The 18,603-nt window shown below is 47.9% G+C and carries 15 protein-coding genes and 4 pseudogenes; 16 read left to right on the top strand and 3 right to left on the bottom strand.

All coding sequences use genetic code 11. The features are described from left to right. Nucleotides 1-11: 11 nt before the first annotated feature. Nucleotides 12-941: a GTP cyclohydrolase FolE2 gene (folE2, locus tag EHV15_RS32805; RefSeq protein ID WP_128634954.1), complete on the bottom strand. Its 930-nt coding sequence runs from the start codon at nucleotides 939-941 to the stop codon at nucleotides 12-14. A gap of 254 nt (nucleotides 942-1,195) precedes the next feature. Here folE2 and EHV15_RS32800 point away from each other — a divergent pair, with 254 nt between their 5' ends. The 7 genes and pseudogenes from EHV15_RS32800 to EHV15_RS32770 all read left to right on the top strand — a co-directional run bounded on the left by EHV15_RS32800 (nucleotide 1,196) and on the right by EHV15_RS32770 (nucleotide 7,112). Then, entirely contained in the window at nucleotides 1,196-1,660 is a 465-nt protein-coding gene (locus tag EHV15_RS32800; protein ID WP_128635665.1) for a Fur family transcriptional regulator, read from the top strand. A 231-nt stretch (nucleotides 1,661-1,891) separates the two neighbouring features. Continuing rightward, nucleotides 1,892-2,638: a class I SAM-dependent methyltransferase gene (locus tag EHV15_RS32795; protein WP_128634953.1), complete on the top strand. Its 747-nt coding sequence runs from the start codon at nucleotides 1,892-1,894 to the stop codon at nucleotides 2,636-2,638. Then, nucleotides 2,635-3,717, top strand: a complete 1,083-nt coding sequence (locus EHV15_RS32790) for a FecCD family ABC transporter permease (protein ID WP_128634952.1) — start codon at nucleotides 2,635-2,637, stop codon at nucleotides 3,715-3,717. The genes EHV15_RS32795 and EHV15_RS32790 overlap by 4 nt, the downstream gene beginning before the upstream one ends. Continuing rightward, the gene (locus EHV15_RS32785; RefSeq protein ID WP_128634951.1) at nucleotides 3,714-4,493 is read left to right on the top strand and encodes an ABC transporter ATP-binding protein; all 780 of its coding nucleotides are present in this window, start codon (nucleotides 3,714-3,716) and stop codon (nucleotides 4,491-4,493) included. Before EHV15_RS32790 ends, EHV15_RS32785 begins: the two co-directional genes overlap by 4 nt. A gap of 119 nt (nucleotides 4,494-4,612) precedes the next feature. Continuing rightward, a complete protein-coding gene (locus EHV15_RS32780; protein ID WP_128634950.1) occupies nucleotides 4,613-5,626 on the top strand; it encodes an ABC transporter substrate-binding protein in 1,014 nt (337 codons plus the stop codon). Nucleotides 5,627-5,698: 72 nt separating this feature from the next. Continuing rightward, a pseudogene (locus EHV15_RS32775) lies at nucleotides 5,699-6,049 on the top strand ((2Fe-2S) ferredoxin domain-containing protein); the annotation flags it as partial. A gap of 43 nt (nucleotides 6,050-6,092) precedes the next feature. Further along, nucleotides 6,093-7,112, top strand: a complete 1,020-nt coding sequence (locus EHV15_RS32770) for a CobW family GTP-binding protein (RefSeq protein WP_128634949.1) — start codon at nucleotides 6,093-6,095, stop codon at nucleotides 7,110-7,112. A 64-nt stretch (nucleotides 7,113-7,176) separates the two neighbouring features. Here EHV15_RS32770 and EHV15_RS32765 read toward each other — a convergent pair whose 3' ends face one another. Further along, on the bottom strand, nucleotides 7,177-8,175 hold the full coding sequence (locus tag EHV15_RS32765) for a CobW family GTP-binding protein (RefSeq protein ID WP_128634948.1): 999 nt from the start codon (nucleotides 8,173-8,175) through the stop codon (nucleotides 7,177-7,179). Nucleotides 8,176-8,349: 174 nt separating this feature from the next. On the opposite strand from EHV15_RS32765, the pseudogene EHV15_RS37730 reads away from it, so the two are divergent. From EHV15_RS37730 to EHV15_RS32745, 5 genes and pseudogenes are all read left to right on the top strand, one after another. After that, nucleotides 8,350-8,621 (top strand): annotated as a pseudogene (locus EHV15_RS37730) (MFS transporter); the annotation flags it as partial. A 553-nt stretch (nucleotides 8,622-9,174) separates the two neighbouring features. Continuing rightward, nucleotides 9,175-9,660: a hypothetical protein gene (locus tag EHV15_RS32755; RefSeq protein WP_246061863.1), complete on the top strand. Its 486-nt coding sequence runs from the start codon at nucleotides 9,175-9,177 to the stop codon at nucleotides 9,658-9,660. A gap of 436 nt (nucleotides 9,661-10,096) precedes the next feature. After that, a complete protein-coding gene (locus EHV15_RS37970) occupies nucleotides 10,097-10,228 on the top strand; it encodes a hypothetical protein (protein WP_281281703.1) in 132 nt (43 codons plus the stop codon). Between the two features lie 398 nt (nucleotides 10,229-10,626). Then, entirely contained in the window at nucleotides 10,627-11,328 is a 702-nt protein-coding gene (locus EHV15_RS32750) for a hypothetical protein (protein WP_128634946.1), read from the top strand. A gap of 206 nt (nucleotides 11,329-11,534) precedes the next feature. Continuing rightward, nucleotides 11,535-12,974, top strand: a complete 1,440-nt coding sequence (locus EHV15_RS32745; RefSeq protein ID WP_246061862.1) for a P-loop NTPase family protein — start codon at nucleotides 11,535-11,537, stop codon at nucleotides 12,972-12,974. 117 nt (nucleotides 12,975-13,091) lie between these two features. On the opposite strand, the pseudogene EHV15_RS32740 reads toward EHV15_RS32745, so the two are convergent. Then, nucleotides 13,092-13,301 (bottom strand): annotated as a pseudogene (locus tag EHV15_RS32740) (helix-turn-helix domain-containing protein); the annotation flags it as partial. 241 nt (nucleotides 13,302-13,542) lie between these two features. On the opposite strand from EHV15_RS32740, the gene licT reads away from it, so the two are divergent. The 4 genes and pseudogenes from licT to EHV15_RS32720 all read left to right on the top strand — a co-directional run bounded on the left by licT (nucleotide 13,543) and on the right by EHV15_RS32720 (nucleotide 18,523). Further along, a complete protein-coding gene (gene licT, locus EHV15_RS32735) occupies nucleotides 13,543-14,379 on the top strand; it encodes a BglG family transcription antiterminator LicT (RefSeq protein ID WP_128634945.1) in 837 nt (278 codons plus the stop codon). A 13-nt stretch (nucleotides 14,380-14,392) separates the two neighbouring features. Beyond that, entirely contained in the window at nucleotides 14,393-16,243 is a 1,851-nt protein-coding gene (locus EHV15_RS32730) for a beta-glucoside-specific PTS transporter subunit IIABC (protein ID WP_128634944.1), read from the top strand. A 16-nt stretch (nucleotides 16,244-16,259) separates the two neighbouring features. Further along, a complete protein-coding gene (locus EHV15_RS32725; RefSeq protein ID WP_128634943.1) occupies nucleotides 16,260-17,714 on the top strand; it encodes a glycoside hydrolase family 1 protein in 1,455 nt (484 codons plus the stop codon). 46 nt (nucleotides 17,715-17,760) lie between these two features. Then, a pseudogene (locus tag EHV15_RS32720) lies at nucleotides 17,761-18,523 on the top strand (IS5 family transposase). Nucleotides 18,524-18,603: the final 80 nt, after the last annotated feature.

Raw genomic sequence — 18,603 nt, 5'->3', positions numbered from 1 at the left:
AAAAGGCGCCGTTAACGCGCCTCCTCTTCCTTTCTTTTGTCGTACGTAATCTTGGCATAGGCGTCATGCATATGAATCGATTCCTCATTTCGGCATTCCACGGTAAAAGCTTGCGCCACCTCCAACTCATACAAATCCGCAGCGACAAGCCGGACCATATCTTCCACGAAACGGGGGTTTTCATAAGCCTGTTCCGTAACCCTTTTCTCGTCCGGACGTTTCAGAACCGGGTGAAGCGCGCTGCTGGCATTGGATTCCGCCGCCTCCAGCAACATTGCTTTCCAATCACGCACCGGGGGGGAGGCCGGATCGATCTCGGCGGTCATCGTCACCATTCCACGCTGGTTGTGGGCGCTGTATTCGCTTATTTCCTTGGAGCACGGGCAGAGCGTCGTTACGGCGACGCGCAGGCTTACTGCAGCCGTGAAGGGTTGTCCCTTCCCATAAGCGACCTTGATCGAGGCTTCCGCATGATTCAGTCCCGTTCTCGCTGAAACCGGCGCCGAACGCTCATAGAACCAAGGAAAGGTCAGCGTTATTTCAGCGTTGTCCTGGCCCATTCGATCGGCCAGCTCAGCGACGAAGCCGCACAATTCCGCAAGCTGGCAGGTCCAGCCCTGCTGACGATACACTTCCAACTGTTCCGTCAGCCGGCTCATGTTAATGCCTTTGGACTCCCGAGGCAGGCTCGTAGTCAGCGCAATCGTCGCAATGCTGGTTTGCGACTTGGGCTCGAGTTCCGAAAGAACCCGGATCGGTTGTTGAACTTGGCAAATCCCGACATGATCGATGGGAAACAGATAATCTTCTCGGCGATTTTGCAAATCGGCCATTTGTTCTTTGCGCGTCGGTTTGCTTCCGGGTATCGGATCCGTGGAGCCGAAGCGCCGATGGCGCTCCGGTTTGGCGGGGAACGTCTTTTTGGTGTTGGTTGGCTGCATGGTACACTCCTTATAGTTTAGCGGCAAAGCGATTCAAACGAAGCGCCGGCTATTTGCCGAGATTTATTAGTAATTATTACAATTAAGAGTTTACTACAAAAAACGGATCGGGTAAACCTAACCGTCGCCTGCGGATCCGATGGGTTACAATATGACAACGCCCCCCGTTCTTGCTAAAATATAAAGACAGCATTCTTTCCGACGAAACGTCCGCCATGAAGCCGGTTGCTATGCTGTGGATATCGAAGAAGGGAATGTGCAATGTGATGAAAGAAAGCCAGTCCAAAGTAAGAGAGATGCTGGATACGATGGCGCGCAACGGTTGGAGAGTGACCGAACAGCGAAAAACGTTGGCGCAAATTTTTGCCGATCATGAAGGTTATCTGTCACCCAAAGATGTCTATGATCAGATGTCCATTCGTTATCCAAGCATGAGCCTGGACACGGTTTACCGCAATCTGCGGATGTTGAGCGAGATGGGGGTATTGGAGCATTTCTACTTTATGGATGGCGGCTTGAAATTCAAGGATAATTGTACGGGGCACCATCATCATCACTTGATTTGCGTCAATTGCGAAAAGACGCTTCCGTTTGATTATTGTCCGATGGATCATGGCCTGGAGCTGCCTGGGAACTACAAAGTGCTGCGCCATCGTTTTGAGGTTTACGGGATTTGCGAGGCATGCCAGACCCAGCAAAGCGAAGAACCTCCAAAATAGTTCGTGCGATCGGACGAGCCTGCCTCTTCACGGGAAGGAAGGCAGGCTGCAGAAAAGAATCGTCAAAATTTTATTGATAATCGTAAAAATTACGATTAATATAGTAGAGGACTGCTTATGTTTACGAGGAGGATAGAGCGATGGGGTAGAAAATAAGGGAGTACAGGGTTGTCGATTAATCGTAATTTTTACTATTAAGATAAAGGAAGGTTCGAATGGGGAGGGGGATTGATGATGCCATGGTATGAGAACAGCTTTGGCGAAGACTACTTGCTTGTTTACAAGCATCGCAATCAACGGGAAGCCGATCGCTTTGTTCAACGGGTGATGGACTGGTTGCAGCTGCCAGCGGGAAGCCGGGTTCTCGACCTTTGCTGCGGAGCGGGCAGACACGCGCTGGCGCTGGCCGATGCCGGCTATCGCGTCACGGGCGCGGATCTTTCCCCCGTGCTGCTGCGAAAGGCCAAGGAAGCCGACGCCGCCGGATGCGTCAGGTGGGTTGAAACCGATATGCGCGCTTTGCCGGAAGACGGCACTTTTACGGAAGGCTTCGATGCGGTCGTCAACCTGTTCACTTCGTTCGGCTATTTCGAGACCGACGGCGAACAGCTGAACGTCCTGAAGCAAATCCGGAAGGCGCTCATACCGGCCGGCCGTTTTGTCATCGATGTTTTGAACGCCGGGTATACCCGGGATCATCTCGTTCCCTTTTCCAGTCGGGAAGCGGACGGGGCGGTCATTTCGGAGAGCCGGTCGATCCAACAGGGCTTCGTGGTCAAGGATATCGTGATTGAGGAACCGGGGAGTGAGCGCCGAAGCTATAGGGAACGCGTAAAGCTCTATTCGCCAGAGGCGATGGAAAGCCTGCTGAAAAGCGCGGGACTCCGGTTGGATGCCATGCGCGGAAGTTATGACGGGGAAGCTTACGACGAACGGCGTTCTCCGCGGATGATCCTGCTGGGGGAACGGGAGCCATGAACAATGGGACGCAACCCCAAACTGCCGGGAGCCGCTTCCTGTTCTCCGGGATCGTGATCATGCTGGCCGCCTTGCTGCTGGTATCGGTTACGGTCGCGGTGATGCTGGGGCCGGTGGAGATCGATCCGGCGACCGTCTGGAAGATCGCATTTTCCCATGTGCCGGGCTTCTCCGGATGGGTGGAGGAAACCTGGAGTGCCGGTCAAGGGCATATCGTATGGGATATCCGCTTCCCCAGAGTCCTGCTCGGCGTGATCGTCGGTGCCGGATTATCCGTTGCCGGCGTCGCCGCGCAAGCGCTCATGCGCAATTCGCTGGCCGATCCGTATATTCTTGGCGTATCGTCGGGAGCTTCGGTCGGGGCGACACTCGTCATCCTGTTCGGAGCGTTTCAATTTTTCGGACAATATGCCTTGTCTCTGTCGGCTTTTCTCGGTTCGCTGGCCGCGATGGGGATGGTATATCTGCTGGCGCGGGTAAAGGGAACCCTTTCCACGACGAGGTTGTTGCTGTCGGGAATCGCCATTTCCATGATGATGTCGGCGGCCACGAACTTTATCGTTACGATGGCGCCGCGGGAGGAGGGCATTCGCACGGCGCTGTATTGGATGATGGGCAGCTTGACGGGGGCGAAATGGGCGTATTTGGGCCTCCCCGCTTTCGTTGTATTCGCCAGCGCTGCGCTGCTGTTGTTCCAGTATCGGGCGTTAAACTCGCTGTTGATGGGCGATGATGCGGCCGTTACCTTGGGCGTGGACATCCAGCGTCTGCGCATCGGCTTGATCCTGATCCTGGCTCTGCTCACCGGCACGCTTGTAGCCATCAGCGGTTCCATCGGGTTTGTCGGGCTGATGATTCCGCATATCGTCAGGCTGCTTGTCGGGTCGGACCATCGCCGGGTGCTCCCGATCAGCTTGCTGCTGGGAGCCGTCTTTATCGTATGGGCGGATGTCCTGGCCAGACTCGTCCTGGCGCCGGAGGAATTGCCGATCGGCATCGTCACCGCGCTATGCGGCGGCCCGTTTTTTATCTGGCTGCTGCGGCGCAGCTCGTATACATTCGGGGGTGGACAGGAATGAACATCAAAGTGGAGGAGCTGTCTTTCGGCATTCGGGACAAAAGCTTGATCGAAGCCATTTCCCTGGAAATCCGCGAAGGGGAGTTCGTCGGGCTGATCGGTCCGAACGGCAGCGGGAAATCGACACTGCTCAAAAATATGTACCGCGTGCTGAAGCCCGACATGGGCGGTGTCTACCTGAACGGACAGAATTTGTCTCGCATGACGCATAAGGAAACGGCGCGGCAGATGGCCGTCGTCAGCCAGGAAGCGAACGTCGCTTTCGATTTTACGGTCATGGACATCGTCATGATGGGACGCGCTCCCCATAAGCGCATGCTGGAGGCGGACTCCGCGCGGGATCGCGAGATCGCGGAACAGGCATTGGCGCGGGTAGGTCTGGGGCATGCCGCTATCAGCAGCTTTTCCACCTTGTCGGGGGGCGAAAAGCAGCGGGTGCTGATCGCAAGGGCGCTGGCCCAGGAAGCCGGATTTTTGATCCTGGACGAACCGACCAACCATCTGGATATCCGCTACCAGCTGCAGATGATGGATTTGGTCAAGACGCTTCAACTGACTTCGCTCGCCGCGCTTCACGATTTGAATATCGCCGCCTATTACTGTGATCGCATCTATGTGCTGGAGGCCGGCAGGATCGTGGCCTCGGGGACCCCCGATGAAGTGCTGCAGCAGGATCTGCTGCGCCGCGTGTTCGGCGTGGAGACACAAATTTCGCGGCATCCCTATACGGGAAAGCCGTCGACTACCTACTTGCCGGAGACGATTGCAAACCGATGAAGAAGGAGGGAGAAGGGTGGCGCAATGCCGGGCGAAGCGCCGGATGCTCCGGCAACGGTGACGCTGATTGCCCGCAAGCTTTAAAGAAACATACAACGATCCTACGAAGGAGAAAGCTCATGAAAAAGATTATCACCCCGGCGTTTCTGCTGGTCATTCTTATTTTACTCGCGGTCCTGTCCGCCTGCGGCGGCGGCAAAGGCCCGTCGGGCTCCCCCGCCTCGCCCTCAAGCTCCTCCGCCACCCCGTCAATGGGCGGGGAGACTCTCGTCGAATTGGAGAATATGGGGGAGAAGCTCCGTTTCCCGGAAGCGCCGAAGCGAGCCGTAACGCTCAATCAGCATGCGACCGAGGTGATGCTGGCGCTGGGCCTCGAGTCGTCGATGGTGGGGACGGCCTATCTGGATGACCGCATTCTGCCCGAATTCAAGGAGAAGTATGACCCTATCCCGGTATTATCGGATAAATATCCTTCCAAGGAGGTTTTTCTGGACGCTTCGCCCGATTTCGCTTATGCGGGCTGGCAAAGCGCGTTCACGGAGGAGACGCTCGGTTCCCGGGCGGATCTGGCCGCTCAAGGCGTGATGACCTATGTGCAGGAATCCTCCAATAAATCGAAGCCGACGCTGGAAGACGTGTATCGGGACATTCTGAACATCGGGAAAATTTTCCGCGTCGAGGACCGGGCCGAAGCGCTGGTGGACGGGATTCGCGGCCAGCTGGAAGAGATTCAGACGCAAATCGGCCCCGTGGATCAGCCGCTTAAGGTTTTCGTCTATGACAGCGGGGAGGACAAGGCGTATACGGCGGCCAATACGTACTTGACCAACCTGATCAACCAGGTAGGCGGGAAAAACATTTTCGACGATATCGATAAGGGATATGCGGAAGTAAGCTGGGAAGAGGTGGTGCACCGCGACCCGGATGTGATCGTGATCGTCGACTACGGGGACGAAACCGCAGAGCAGAAGAAAGAGCGCTTGCTGAACATGGCCTCGCTGGCCGATGTGAAGGCGATTCGCGACGCGCGCTTTATCGTGCTGCCGCTGTCGGCGGCGGCCGAGGGCGTCCGGGCGCCGATCGCGCTAAAAACGCTCGCCGCCGGGATGTATCCGGATAAAGTCAAACCGTAAATTGACACGAGCCCCCGCGAAAGCCGATTTTTAGCTTTTTGCCGGGGAGATCTATCGACAGGGAGGCTTTTCATGGCAACTTGGAATTTGCAGGAGACGTTTTGCCATTTCCTCATTTGCAACGGCGGCAGCTGCATGCAGCGGCAGGCGGAGGAGGTCACCCAAGCGATCCGTGATGAAATCGCTTTGCTCGGGGCGGATCGGCAAATCCACACGACGCGTACGCGCTGCAATGGACGATGCGCCGACGCCTGCGTCGTGATCGCTTATCCGGAAGGGATATGGTACAAAGATATGACTCCCGCGTTGGGGAGGGAATTGGTACGGCGGCATGTTGCCGGAAGCCGTTTGGAGGAACGAATCGTCTACAGATTTGAGCAGCGCTTCTTGGCCACCGGGCTTTCCGCAGCAGGCCAGGAAAAGCAATCCGTGACTGAGATTCGCGGCGAAAGAGGGGGCAGACAAAATGAAAATGGTTCCGATTCTAATCTTATCGGGGTTCCTGGGAAGCGGAAAAACGACCTTCCTGACCCGAATGCTGGATGACTGTCTAAAAAAGGGGATCCGGCCGGCCGTCATTATGAACGAAGTGGGCGATGTAAATTTGGACGGCCAATTGGTGAATGCGGAGGTGCCGATGAGCGAAATGCTCAGCGGCTGCATCTGCTGTACGATTCGCGGCGACTTGGCCATGGAGACCCGGCGGTTGATCGATGAAGCCTCTCCCGATTTGATTCTCGTTGAAGCGACGGGGGTTGCCAACCCGATCGAAATCCTGGACGCGATCACGGAGGCGGCGATGCTTACCCCCATCGAGATCCGGGCGATGATCACCGTCGTCGACGCAGCGCATTTTCTGCAGCGCTCCCGCAACGGGAAAGGCAAAACCTACCGGTTGATGACGGATCAAATCCGGTGCGCCTCAATGCTTGTCCTGAACAAAAGCGACCTGGCGGGCGCGGAAGAATTGAAGGAAATCCGGAAGCGCCTGACCGAGTTGAACCCGTTTGCGCCGATCGTAACGACGGCCCATTGCGAAATGGACGAGGCCGTTTGGAGGCGGGTGCTGGCGGGGAAGGACGAAGCCGGCGCCCTGGACCGCCTGCTGGCCGGGCAGCGGGAGCGGTTCGCCCCTGACGCTTCCGGCGAACGGCGGTGCGAACACGAACACGGCGACGGCCATTCCGGGCACCATCATTCTTACGATCATGTCATGGTGTGTTCGCACTATTTTCCGAAACCGGTAGACGACCGGCGGTTGGAACGGGTGATGAAGGAATTGCCTGCCGGGGTTTACCGGGCGAAAGGCATCTTTACGTCCAGCGAAACCGGGGAGCGGGTGATGTTCCAATACGCCTACAGGCAGCTGGAGCTCATTCCGATCCGGCCGCAAGGTCAAGTCCAGGACGTGGCCGTTTTTATCGGAGAGCATTTTTCAGAGCAGGCTCTGCTCGGGCAGTTGAAAGAAGCCATGAAGTCCTCATAAGTCGGTCACACAAAAGAAGAAGCGGCACGCTAATGTGTCGCTTCTTCTTTAGGTTTGAGCTGGTTTAGTCGGCTACGCAGGCGGCAAATTGTTTTTGGAACCAAGCCTCGTCCAAATTCCGGCCGATCACGACGAATTCGCTGACGGGCACCTCGCCGGGCTTCCAATCCCGGTCCGGGTATGCGCCGAACAGCATGTGAATGCCTTGGAAGACCACTCTTTTTTTGCTGCCTTTGATATTCAGCACCCCTTTATAACGGAACGTGTCCACGCCGTGTTCAACCAGCCATTCGCTAATGAAACGTTCCACCTTCTTCAAATCGAGCGGGCGGGATTCGCGGAAAAACACGGAAGACACTTCGTCATCGTGGTCATGGTGCTCTTCTTCCAGGAATCCGGGTTCAAGCTCCAATTTTTTCTCCAAATCGAAAGCGCTGATGCCCAGAATACGGTCGATTTCGATTTGCGACTGCCGCGTATGGTAGATCTTGGCGGCCTGATTCATCGCATGCAGGCGTCCTTCCAATTGCTCAAGCTCTTCCTCGGAAACCAGATCCGTTTTGTTGAGCAGCAGCACATCGGCAAAAGCTACCTGCTCCTGCGCTTCATGGCCCTCGTCCAGATGCTGGCCGGCATGCTTGGCGTCCACGACGGTGACGATCGCGTCCAGTTTATAGAAATTGGCGACTTCGTCGTCGACGAAAAAGGTTTGCGCCACCGGGGCGGGGTCGGCCAAGCCGGTGGTTTCGATCAGGACGCGGTCAAAATCGGCTTTGCGGCGGCCGCTCTGTCCGAGCTTCGCATCCTTCAAATCGGCAAGAATGCGGATGAGGTCGCCCCGCACCGTACAGCAAATACATCCGTTGTTCATTTCAAAAATTTCTTCGTCCGCGCCGACGACCAGTTGGTTGTCGATGCCGACTTCGCCGAACTCGTTGACGATGACCGCGATTTTCTGGCCATGCTCCGCGGTGAGCACATGGTTCAGCAGCGTCGTTTTTCCGGCGCCGAGGAACCCGGTTAATACCGTAACGGGGATACGGGGATCCTGTAAGGTTGACATGTAATTCACTCCTTCACCTAGGACAAGTTTTCTAATCGTAAAAATTACAATTAAATTATAGGAGCATGCGGATATATTGTCAAATATACGCTATTTGAAAGAAGCGAAAATTTATATAAAATCCGATTATGTTGTTCAGCAAATCAATTGAATGATTGAGGTTGGTTGTTGCCCTCTCTTCTTGGGTTGGGGTGGAATTTCGGTTTGATAAGTGGCACAGCCTCAATTGTCGATGCAACAACCCCGCAAATCGAGCCAAGGTGCAAGGCTTGGTTGATGTTTTCATCGCTCTCGCTGGGACATCGAGAGGAGTGTTATCCGGTATGGTGGTGGTTCACTCCAGTTATGCTGCCCATTCTTTTTCCGGGGGCATCTTTTCTTTGTTGGTTATCCCGGCTATTTTTTGGAGACGTCACGACAAAAGAGAAGAACAAATCTATTTATAATATGGAGGGGCTGTCCTAAAAATGTTATCGAGAACATATCGCTTAACTTACAATCGCTGTTTTCCTTCTCTTCTGATGTTCCAGTCGGTGGGAACGACCTATTAAGTTCAGTCGCTTATCTCTAAGTTAAGTCCAGTTGTTGGAGATGGATGATTGATTGCAATTCCTATACATGTAGTAGAAGATCAATGAAGGGATTTATACCCCATGGGGGTTCCAGAAAAATGTAGAACCTTTTGTAAAAAGGTTGTACAAAAAGAGTCGCCTTACCGAAAAGTGACCTTCCCCGTACAATAAGGTCAAGCGCGCGCCCATTCATGAATTCGAAGGGAGCAAAAATTATGGGGAAGCACGAAGTCGTTAATGCGGGGCAGTCTTTCAGAGAAGTCTCTCTTTCCGAAACGGATAAACCGAAATTGCTGGCGCAATGTCAATCAAACAAGCCCGAAAAGCAGAGTGGAGGCAGTTACTCGCTGGACTTTTACGCCCAATTGATGCGTCACGACTGGTATGGTAGAGTCCGCCACCGTATCCGGCAACGGGGGTGGGGGCAGTGAGCCGACCGATCCCGTTCACTCGCGTCGAAAACTGGTTATTCGCCTTACCGGTTTGGAAATCGCAGTTGGAGTCCATGCGGGAACAGTTATCACGTATCCCCGGACTTACGCAAAAATTCGATTTGGTCCCGATCTACGGCAAAGGTCAGAAAAACGAAGCAATATTAAACGAGGTAATCCGCCGGTTACAATTGCAAAATGTAGAAATCCCTTTAATGGAACTGAAGATTGATGTGCTGGAAGCTGCGATTCACTCCTTGCAAGAGGAAGATCGGCAATTTGTGGAAGAGCGTTACTTGCGCCGTCTGCCTTCCATGCTTGTCATGGAAAAGCTGGGCTTTACGCACCGCATGTACTATAAGCGGCGGAAACGATTGCTCAGTCACATTTACCGCTTTGTAGGCGGAGAGGCTTCCATTCTATTCGTGGATGATAATGAAGCGAATTCGGATGCCGGTTCATCGAACGATTCCGAGGAATAAGGTCAGGTCAATCGAAGGTCGCAAAATGATTAGGAACCTTGTTGTCATTGAATTATGGTAGCTGTTGGCAATCCGGTGGTAAGTTCAATACTGGTGCTCTTCAGACGAACGGTTGGGCTTCCGCTTGTGGTGGATCAAGGCTCTGTCGTCCGTTGGAACTTGCTAAATGATTGCCATGAGTCGGGTCAATCTTTACCCGATTTGCCTATTTTCTCAGAAAGAGTTAAACTCACTAGAATTAACATATTATATAACTTATCACTATCTAGATGTTTTTATAAAATATCTTCTATAATTTGGATAATTACATAGAATATTCAAAACAATTGCATTTCTGCTATAACAGAACTTGATATATTGGGATATAATGGAATTGCTACAAAATAATAATTGATCGCTGGCCAGCCTTCAAAAAATGGGAGGGTTTCGAATCTAAATGAAGAAGATATTCTCGTCTGCTTTGTTTTGTATTATGCTCGTAGTATCTATTGCGACAAGCGCATATGGTATGGGTGAAACCACTCAAGTTGCCGGTACAGTTTATGAAGAGCAAGTGGCTGGTAAATAAAGATAACAACAGCACCATTACAAGAAATGCTTCCTGCCCAATTTCAGGAAGATGGAGTTGTCCTGCAACGTGATTAAAAGGGAATTTTACTGTTACAAATACTTCTGTACTTTCACCTGCCACATACCTCGATAAAGATGTAAATTCAACTTTTACGGCAACAAGACTACGTACAGCAAAAGTTGGTGACGATTTTGTTATACCTTCAGATGTTGAAAAGGTTCGAGTAAGGGCCAGTGATTTAAAGGTCTCCTTTTTAGAGACAGACCCTCTATCGCCCGCACCTCTATCTATTATTTTTGAAACTGCTAATGCTAATTAATTAGGGAGGACTTGGGTGAATTAACTACTAAGTAGTTAGTTCACCTATTTCCATTTTTAAAGAAAATGGTGAGGATATGAAAAAGATAAGTTTTAACGAAATGAAAGAAAACCACACTTCCTTTTTTTCTCCAAACCAGCTCGTTGTTCGTAAACTGCCTGTTATTTCAACGACTGATGAAGAGCAAATAAGAGAAATCCTGATCAACATGATCAATATTCAAGGGATTCTGGCTAGGCATTATTTTTATCAAAGAGAACTAGGAAGCTCCAATATAGAAGATTACTCCTTCTTTATCACTAATAAAGTGGATGATGAAGCTTTAATGTTTAGCATGATTTTTGATTCTGTTACTGTAACAAAGACCAGATACGGGGAACCATGCAATCTTCAGGTTAATAACGCCAAAGATATCGCTTATAAGGTTTTTGAAAGCATGATTAAAGAAAAACAGGTTAACAATGAAATTGGCCACTTTATTCTAGGTAGAAAATTTCAGAATGATTATCGCCAGCTAGGGTGTTTTGAAATAGAAGGTGATGAAGGGGAAGTTATAGAAAATGAGTTTTTTACTTATTTGATCAAGAGTTCATCTTTGTCCACGGCTGTATATCCTGCATATCTCGATGTTAGTGGTTTGAAAATGGAAGAAATAGATAAAGACCAGCTAATAATTCAGTTAGCAAATCAAGTTAGTAAACTCTATTTAATGGTTTATGATTATGAAAACACGGAAGGGGTTCCTTTCTTTCGAAAAGAATTAAGATGGTTTATTTGAGTCGGATAAGTGAGTCAATATCATAATTCGACTCGAGTAGAGGACTAAAGCTACCAAAAATCAAAGGTCAATTGAAGGTCACTTAATCCTGTTAATCTGATAGTGTCAAAAAGGTGTGGACAGGCTCCCGGGCATCCCGGACGGCCTGTCTTTTTCATTTTCAGGGCTGATCGAGATTACCGGTCGTTCCTGAAGGGAAAGGAGTGATGGATCCATCCAATATCTCGACAATTGAGGAGCGGAAGATCGAGGGGAGGGGAGCAGCGATGCTCTCTTTTTTATTTCCAAGCTGGTGCGAGCCCGGCCAAGGTCAGCACAAGCGAACGCTATGGTTCGAAATTCAATCCTCCCTTGATGCCACGCCTATGGACTTTGCCAATGCAACGCGATTTGCCCGGCATATCAGCGGACTTGGGCTTCCCCGATTCCAGCGTCTTCGGTATGGACAACTCTATTTTCGTTTCCTGATCCAGTGTGCAGGACTTGCTGGACGGGTACGGATCTACGTTTCTGTCCCCGACATTCGCTGGATGGGATTTCGTACCGGGTTCCACACCCAGGTGTCCGGAATGTATTTGCTTCCGGTCGAGACCCCCGTGTTTACCGCTGGTTCGGGCAAAAACGTGATCGTTGCCGAAGGCCGTCCGGCGTATAAGGGCGCTCTATCCGTTGCAAGTATCCATCCGACCGGCAAAGATCCGCTGAACGAAATGATCGCCGCGATGGGTGCAGGCGAACTGGCGGAAGGCGAGGAGGTGTGGCTGGAGCTGGCATTTGCGCCAGCGTCCAAGCGGCTCCTTCAGCACCGTGTCCGCAGAGCCGAGAACTGGCTGCGTTCCCCGGCCAATGAGCCGGTGTCCATACAGTCCATTTGGCGGGAGATGAACACGAACCAAAAGGCCAAATCACGGCCGCGGGAATTGACCGCCTACCAGCAAAACGTGATGCGGACGCTGCAAAGCAAACAGGATGAGGATGAAATCGGGCTGTGGACCGGATTTCGCGTGCTGATTCGTTCCTCTTCGGCCAAAGCAAGGCTGCAAACGATGAACGATATGCTGCAATCGATGCGAAGCGGTAATGGCATCGTCCTGCGGCCGGTAAAAGGCAGAAAGCAGGTATTAGCACCGGGAACGCCATCCAAGCAGTTATTGCTCGCTTCGGAGGAACTGGGCTACTGGCTGCGCATTCCTGCTTTTGGCGATCCGGCCGCCGCGCATATGGAGAAGATGCATGCAAAAATTGTACCGGCTCCGACTGGACTCGACCACGGCCTCTACATCGGGAAAAGCAACGTGCCGGGCCAGGAACGGGACCTTCGTATGCCGCTGGGTCAAATGCTCAAGCATGCGTTTCTCGCCGGCACGACCGGTTCCGGGAAAACGTCTACGCTGCTCTCGATCATGACCCGTATGGTTGAAGATCTGGAGCGGAAGCCGGACCAAGCGCCCGGTATTACGTTTCTCGACCCGCACGGCGGGGCAATTGAAACGTTGCTGAGTTATATCCCGAAAAAGTTGTATCCGAAGTTGCACCTGATTCCGCTCGGGGCTACCGAACGGCCGCGCGGCTTCAACTTGTTTCAAGACGCGCATGCGGATGTACGGGAGTCGTTGACCGGGGAGTTTGTGACCACCTTGCAGTAATTGTTCCCGGGTTCGCGCCCGCGGGCGGAACATCCCAAAGGGACGAGAGTTGTGCTCACGTGGTACCACCCAATTTCATCAAATGCCTCACGGCATTCACCTCTTCAGGTACGACGTCTTTAGTTCATTGTCTAAAGCATGAATCGGTTTCCTTCCCCGGTTCTTATGAACCAACCCTTGCGCTCCTCCCTCAGCAATATACTTCTTCTTTAATCTAATCATCTGCCGTTCAGTCAGCCCTAGGGCTGCTGCTCTTTCCTTGTTCGTCATATGTCCCCCAAGGACTTTTTCCACCACAACTACCTTCTTTAATTCTGCTCTTGTCAATGTTAATGTCTCCTGTCCCATAGTGATATTATCTCAGAACAGTTATAGGGTGACATTATAAACAGAAGAACAACATGCGGTAGATATTTCTATTGAAATACATTAAATTGTTTGTTATTATCGGAGTGTATGAAGAAGATTGTTACTGGTAAAGCAGGCTATACCGATCATGCGACGTGGTTATTTCGTGCGCGCAGAGGTATAGCCTTTTTTTGCGTACCTAAAGAAGGGAGGATTCGTCATGATAATTGAAAAAATCATTAATAATAATATTGTTCGTTCAAAAAATGAAAATCAACAAGAGGTTTTATTAGTCGGTTGTGGATTAGGATTTAAAAAGCAAATAGGGGATGATGTTGAGAACGAAAAAATCGAGAAAATTTATGTAAATTTGCCGGAACGCCCACTTAACCAGATTGAACAAGCATTAGCTAATATATCCTTTGAATGTATTCAGGTTGCAAATAAAATTGTTGAGCAAGCTAAGGATGTTCTTAACAGAGAATTCCCAGATAATACTTATTTGGGTTTGATCGACCATATTAATTTTGCAATTGAACGACAAAATAAAGGATTAATCATTCGCAATGCATTAATGTGGGAAATTAAGCGATTTTATAGTGCGGAATATGCAATTGGTGTTGAGGCTTTACAAATAATTAAAGAAGTAACAGGGGTTACTTTACCAGAAGATGAAGGTGCATTTATTGCTGTACACCTTGTAAGCGCTTCGTTAGATTCTGTTGAAACAGGAAAAATTAAGGAAAGCTTAGAGATTATAAGAAACATATTAAATCTAATAACTTATCATTTTTCAATTGATTTAGATGAAAATTCATTACATTATGAACGATTTATTACCCATCTTAAATTTTTTGTTCAACGTGTCTTTTCAGGCATTGAACTAAATGATGGGGACGAAGACTTCCTGCTTATTCTAAAAGATAAGTATAAAGAAGAATACCTCTGCGCATTAAAAGTATTTGAATATTTCCTAAAGAAATATCAAATTCGATTAACGAATGACGAAATGGCATATTTAACCATCCATATTCGTCGAATCACGCTAAAAAGATGAGAGGTGACGAAAAGTGAATTATGAAAGTATAGCAAGTGAAATTTTGAAAAATATTGGTGGCGAAAAAAATATTGAACATGTCACTCATTGTGCTACACGATTAAGGTTTAATCTTGCAGACGATTCAAAAGTTAATAAGCAATCCCTGGAACAAATTAAAGGTGTTATGGGAATAACGAATCAAGGAGGACAATTTCAGGTTATTATCGGAAATGACGTTAATAGAGTATATGAAAAGATTGTTGCTCTCGGAAGCTTTAATGACGGAAAACCTTCTGAAAATAACGCAAAACGCAATGTGTTTGTGAAAATCATGGATATATTGGCGGGTATCTTTACCCCTATTCTTCCTGCTATTACTGGTGCAGGTTTAATTAAGGCTTTTCTTGTGCTTTTTGTGAATTTGGGGTGGTTATCTGTCGAGGGACAAAACTATTACATTTTAAATCTGATTTCAGATGCGGCGTTCTATTTTTTACCTATCTTTTTAGCCTATACTTCTGCTATTAAATTTAACAGCAATCCATTTTTAGCAGTGACTATCGGAGCAGTATTATTACATCCTAAGCTAGCTGAGTTAGTTACTGCCGGATCACCTGTTCATTTTATGGGCTTACCAGTTACTTTGGTGTCATATTCATCTTCAGTTGTCCCTATCATACTTACCGTGTGGTTAATGTCTTATATTGAGAAATTAGCAGATAAATTTATACCCAACTTAATTAAATTCTTCTTAAAACCCGTGATTGTGCTTTTAATTGCAGCACCAATTGCTTTAATTATTATTGGTCCTATTGGAACATTTTTAGGTGATTATCTAGTTACAATGGTGAATTTTTTAGAAGGAAAAGCACCTTGGTTGACAATGGGGATTCTGGGAGCAATTTCTCCATTAATAATCATGACGGGAATGCATTATGGATTTTTCCCACTCATGATAACTTCTCTTTCCACTAAGGGATATGAAACATTAATCATGCCAGCAGGTCTTGCCGCAAATGTTGCCCAAGGTGGTGCTACATTAGCAGTTGCTCTAAAATCAAAAAATAAAGAGTTGAAACAACTTTCATTTTCAGCAGGAATTACAGCAGTGCTAGGAATAACAGAACCTGCAATGTATGGAGTAACGATTAGATTGAAAAAACCAATGATTGCAGCCATGATAGGTGGTGGAGCGGCCGGAGTATTTGCAGGTCTAGTAGGTCTTAAAGCTTATGCAATAGCTTCTGCAGGGGTTGCTTCATTAGCGATTTTTGCTGGATCAGGAAATAATTTTATCTATGCTCTCATTACAGCAGCGATTGCGTTTGTCGTAGCTTTTGTTATGGTTTGGATTATTGGGTTTGATGATATCCCTAATGAAGAAAAGAATTCTTCTAAAAAAAATGAGAAAGTTATTCCTTCAAAATCTTCTAAAACTACGGTTTCTAGTCCTTTAGATGGAGAAATTGTTCCTTTATCTGAAGTTCCTGATGAAGCATTCTCTAAAGAACTAATGGGCAAAGGAGTGGCCATTATTCCTGAAAGCGGAAATTTGGTTTCACCTATTGATGGGAAGATCCAAACTATTTACAAGACGAAACATGCCATAGGCTTGGTCTCAAATGATGGTGTTGAAGTGATGATTCATATTGGAATAAATACAGTCAAATTAAAGGGAGAACACTTTTTGGTTCATGTTAAAGCTGGAGATGTAGTTAAGAAAGGTGATTTGTTACTACAATTTGATATAGAGGCTATAAAATCGGCAGGATTCGATGTTATTACTCCAATTATTATTACAAATACGGATAATTATTTGGAAATATTAGCCTCGGAAAGAAAAAAGGTAACTACCGGAGAAACAATCCTAAACTTATTTTAAAGGAGAGTAGCTGAATATGAATAACAATTTTCCGAAAGATTTTTTGTGGGGCGGTGCAATAGCAGCCAACCAAGCAGAAGGGGCAGCATTTGAGGATGGAAAAGGCTTGTCGATCTCAGATATGATGACAGCCGGCAGCATCAATAAACCTCGGATGTTTACGTTATCCCTGAAAGAGGATACCTACTACCCTGCTCATACAGCCATTGATTTTTATCATCGATATAAAGAAGATATAGCGATGTTTGCAGAAATGGGTTTTAAAATTTTCCGTTTATCCATCGCGTGGAGTCGCATTTTTCCTAACGGAGATGACACCGAGCCTAATGAGGCTGGACTGAAATTTTATGAGAATGTATTTAAAGAGCTGCGTAAATATGACATTGAACCCCTGGTTACTTTAAGTCATTTTGATATACCTATGGCTATTATGAATAAATATAACGGATTTCATAATCGTAAGACGATTGATTTATTTGTCCGTTATGCTGAAACTGTAATGAATCGTTATAAGGATTTAGTGAAGTATTGGCTAACTTTTAATGAAATTAACGTTGGTGTGCTTCCAACAGGGAACCTTGTTTTAGGTATTAAACCTGAACAAGATGGTGAAGTTTTTGATAGTCCAAATAATCCGGATAATCCACAAGTACGTTTTCAGGCGCTACACAATATGTTTGTTGCAAGTGCTAAAACAGTTGTCCTTGGACATTCCATTAATCCTAATTTTTTAATCGGGAATATGATTGCTCATTTTACTATGTATCCATTAACATGTAAGCCAGAAGATATTTTGTTAACAAAAGAAAAAGATCTGATGTTTAATAAATTCTGCGGAGACGTACAAGCTAAAGGCTTTTATCCATTTTATGCTTTGGATTATTTCGATAAGAATGGAATTCAAATCGAGTTTGGACCAGAAGATGAGGAAATCTTAAAAGCAGGAACCGTTGATATGTATACATTTAGTTACTATATGTCATTTTGCGTTAGTGGCGATAGTGGCGTTGAAATGACTTTGGGGAATCTTTTGGGAGGCGCCAAAAATCCTTATCTTAAAGCAAGCGAATGGGGTTGGCAAGTTGATCCTGAAGGATTAGCCTATACCCTCTATGATTTATATGATCGCTATCAATTACCACTAATGATCGTTGAAAATGGCCTGGGAGCAGTGGATAATTTCAATGAGGATGGTGAAATTGTTGACGATTATCGAATAGAATATCTGATAGACCATATTCAATCTATGAATAGAGCTTTAAACCAAGGAGTTAATTTAATTGGTTACACGATGTGGGGACCTATCGATATTATTTCTGGTGGGACGGGTGAAATGAAAAAACGCTATGGTTTCATCTACGTTGATCGTGACAATGAAGGCAATGGTACTTTAAATAGGATTAAGAAGAAATCATTTGAATGGTATAAAAAGGTCATTAAATCAAATGGTGAGAATTTGTCAAATAACTAGGGCGTGTATGCAAACTATAAATCCATAAAATGGGTAAGTAGTAGGTATGAAGAGACGATACGAAATACGCGATGACCAATGGGAACAAATCAAAGACCTGCTGCCGCCAGAACGAAAACCCCAAGGAGGGAGACCCCCGAAAGACCATCGAAAGATGCTAAACGCGATGCTTTGGATCGCACGAACAGGGGCGCCGTGGCGGGATCTACCGGAATACTATGGTTCCTGGTCTACTGTTTATAGCTGGTTTCGACGCTGGCAGATCGCTGGCCTTTGGGATCAAATACTTGAGCATGTCTCCATTGAACCCGACTTTGAAAGTATCATGATTGATGCAACGATTGTCCGTGTCCATCAGCATGGAGCGGGAGCAAAAGGGGGGCCTTCAGCAAGCAATTGGGCGATCCCGTGGCGGATTGACGACCAAAATTCATGCGCTTGTGGATGCTTTGGGCAATCCCCTGCGCTTTGAGCTGACTGGTGGCCAATGCCACGACTCGGTAACCGGATACGAGATGCTGAGCCAGATGGAGCTAACGAAAAGACAAGTCTTGGCCGATCGCGCATATGATACGGATCGAATTCATCAGCTCTTGGAGGAACATGCTGCCGTATCGGTGATTCCCAGTAAGAAAAACCGTCGAAAGTAACGCAAATGGGACAAAGAAAACTACAAGGAACGCCATCTCATCGAATGTTTTTTCAATAAAGTGAAGCATTACCGCCGATTGGCGACCCGCTATGATAAACTAGCCTGCTCGTATAAGGCTTTTTTGACACTGGCTTCGATTATGGTGTGGCTCGCCTAGGTTTGCATACACGCCCTAATATGTATTAACAATAAACTAAAGTTAAACAATGTTTTCGAAATGAAAGACCCATTATATTT

Origin of the sequence: Paenibacillus oralis (genome assembly GCF_003863965.1) — a bacterium.
GTDB lineage: Bacteria > Bacillota > Bacilli > Paenibacillales > Paenibacillaceae > Fontibacillus > Fontibacillus oralis.
Note: the sequence above shows the minus strand (reverse complement) of the source record. Positions and strands in the feature narration are given on the sequence as shown.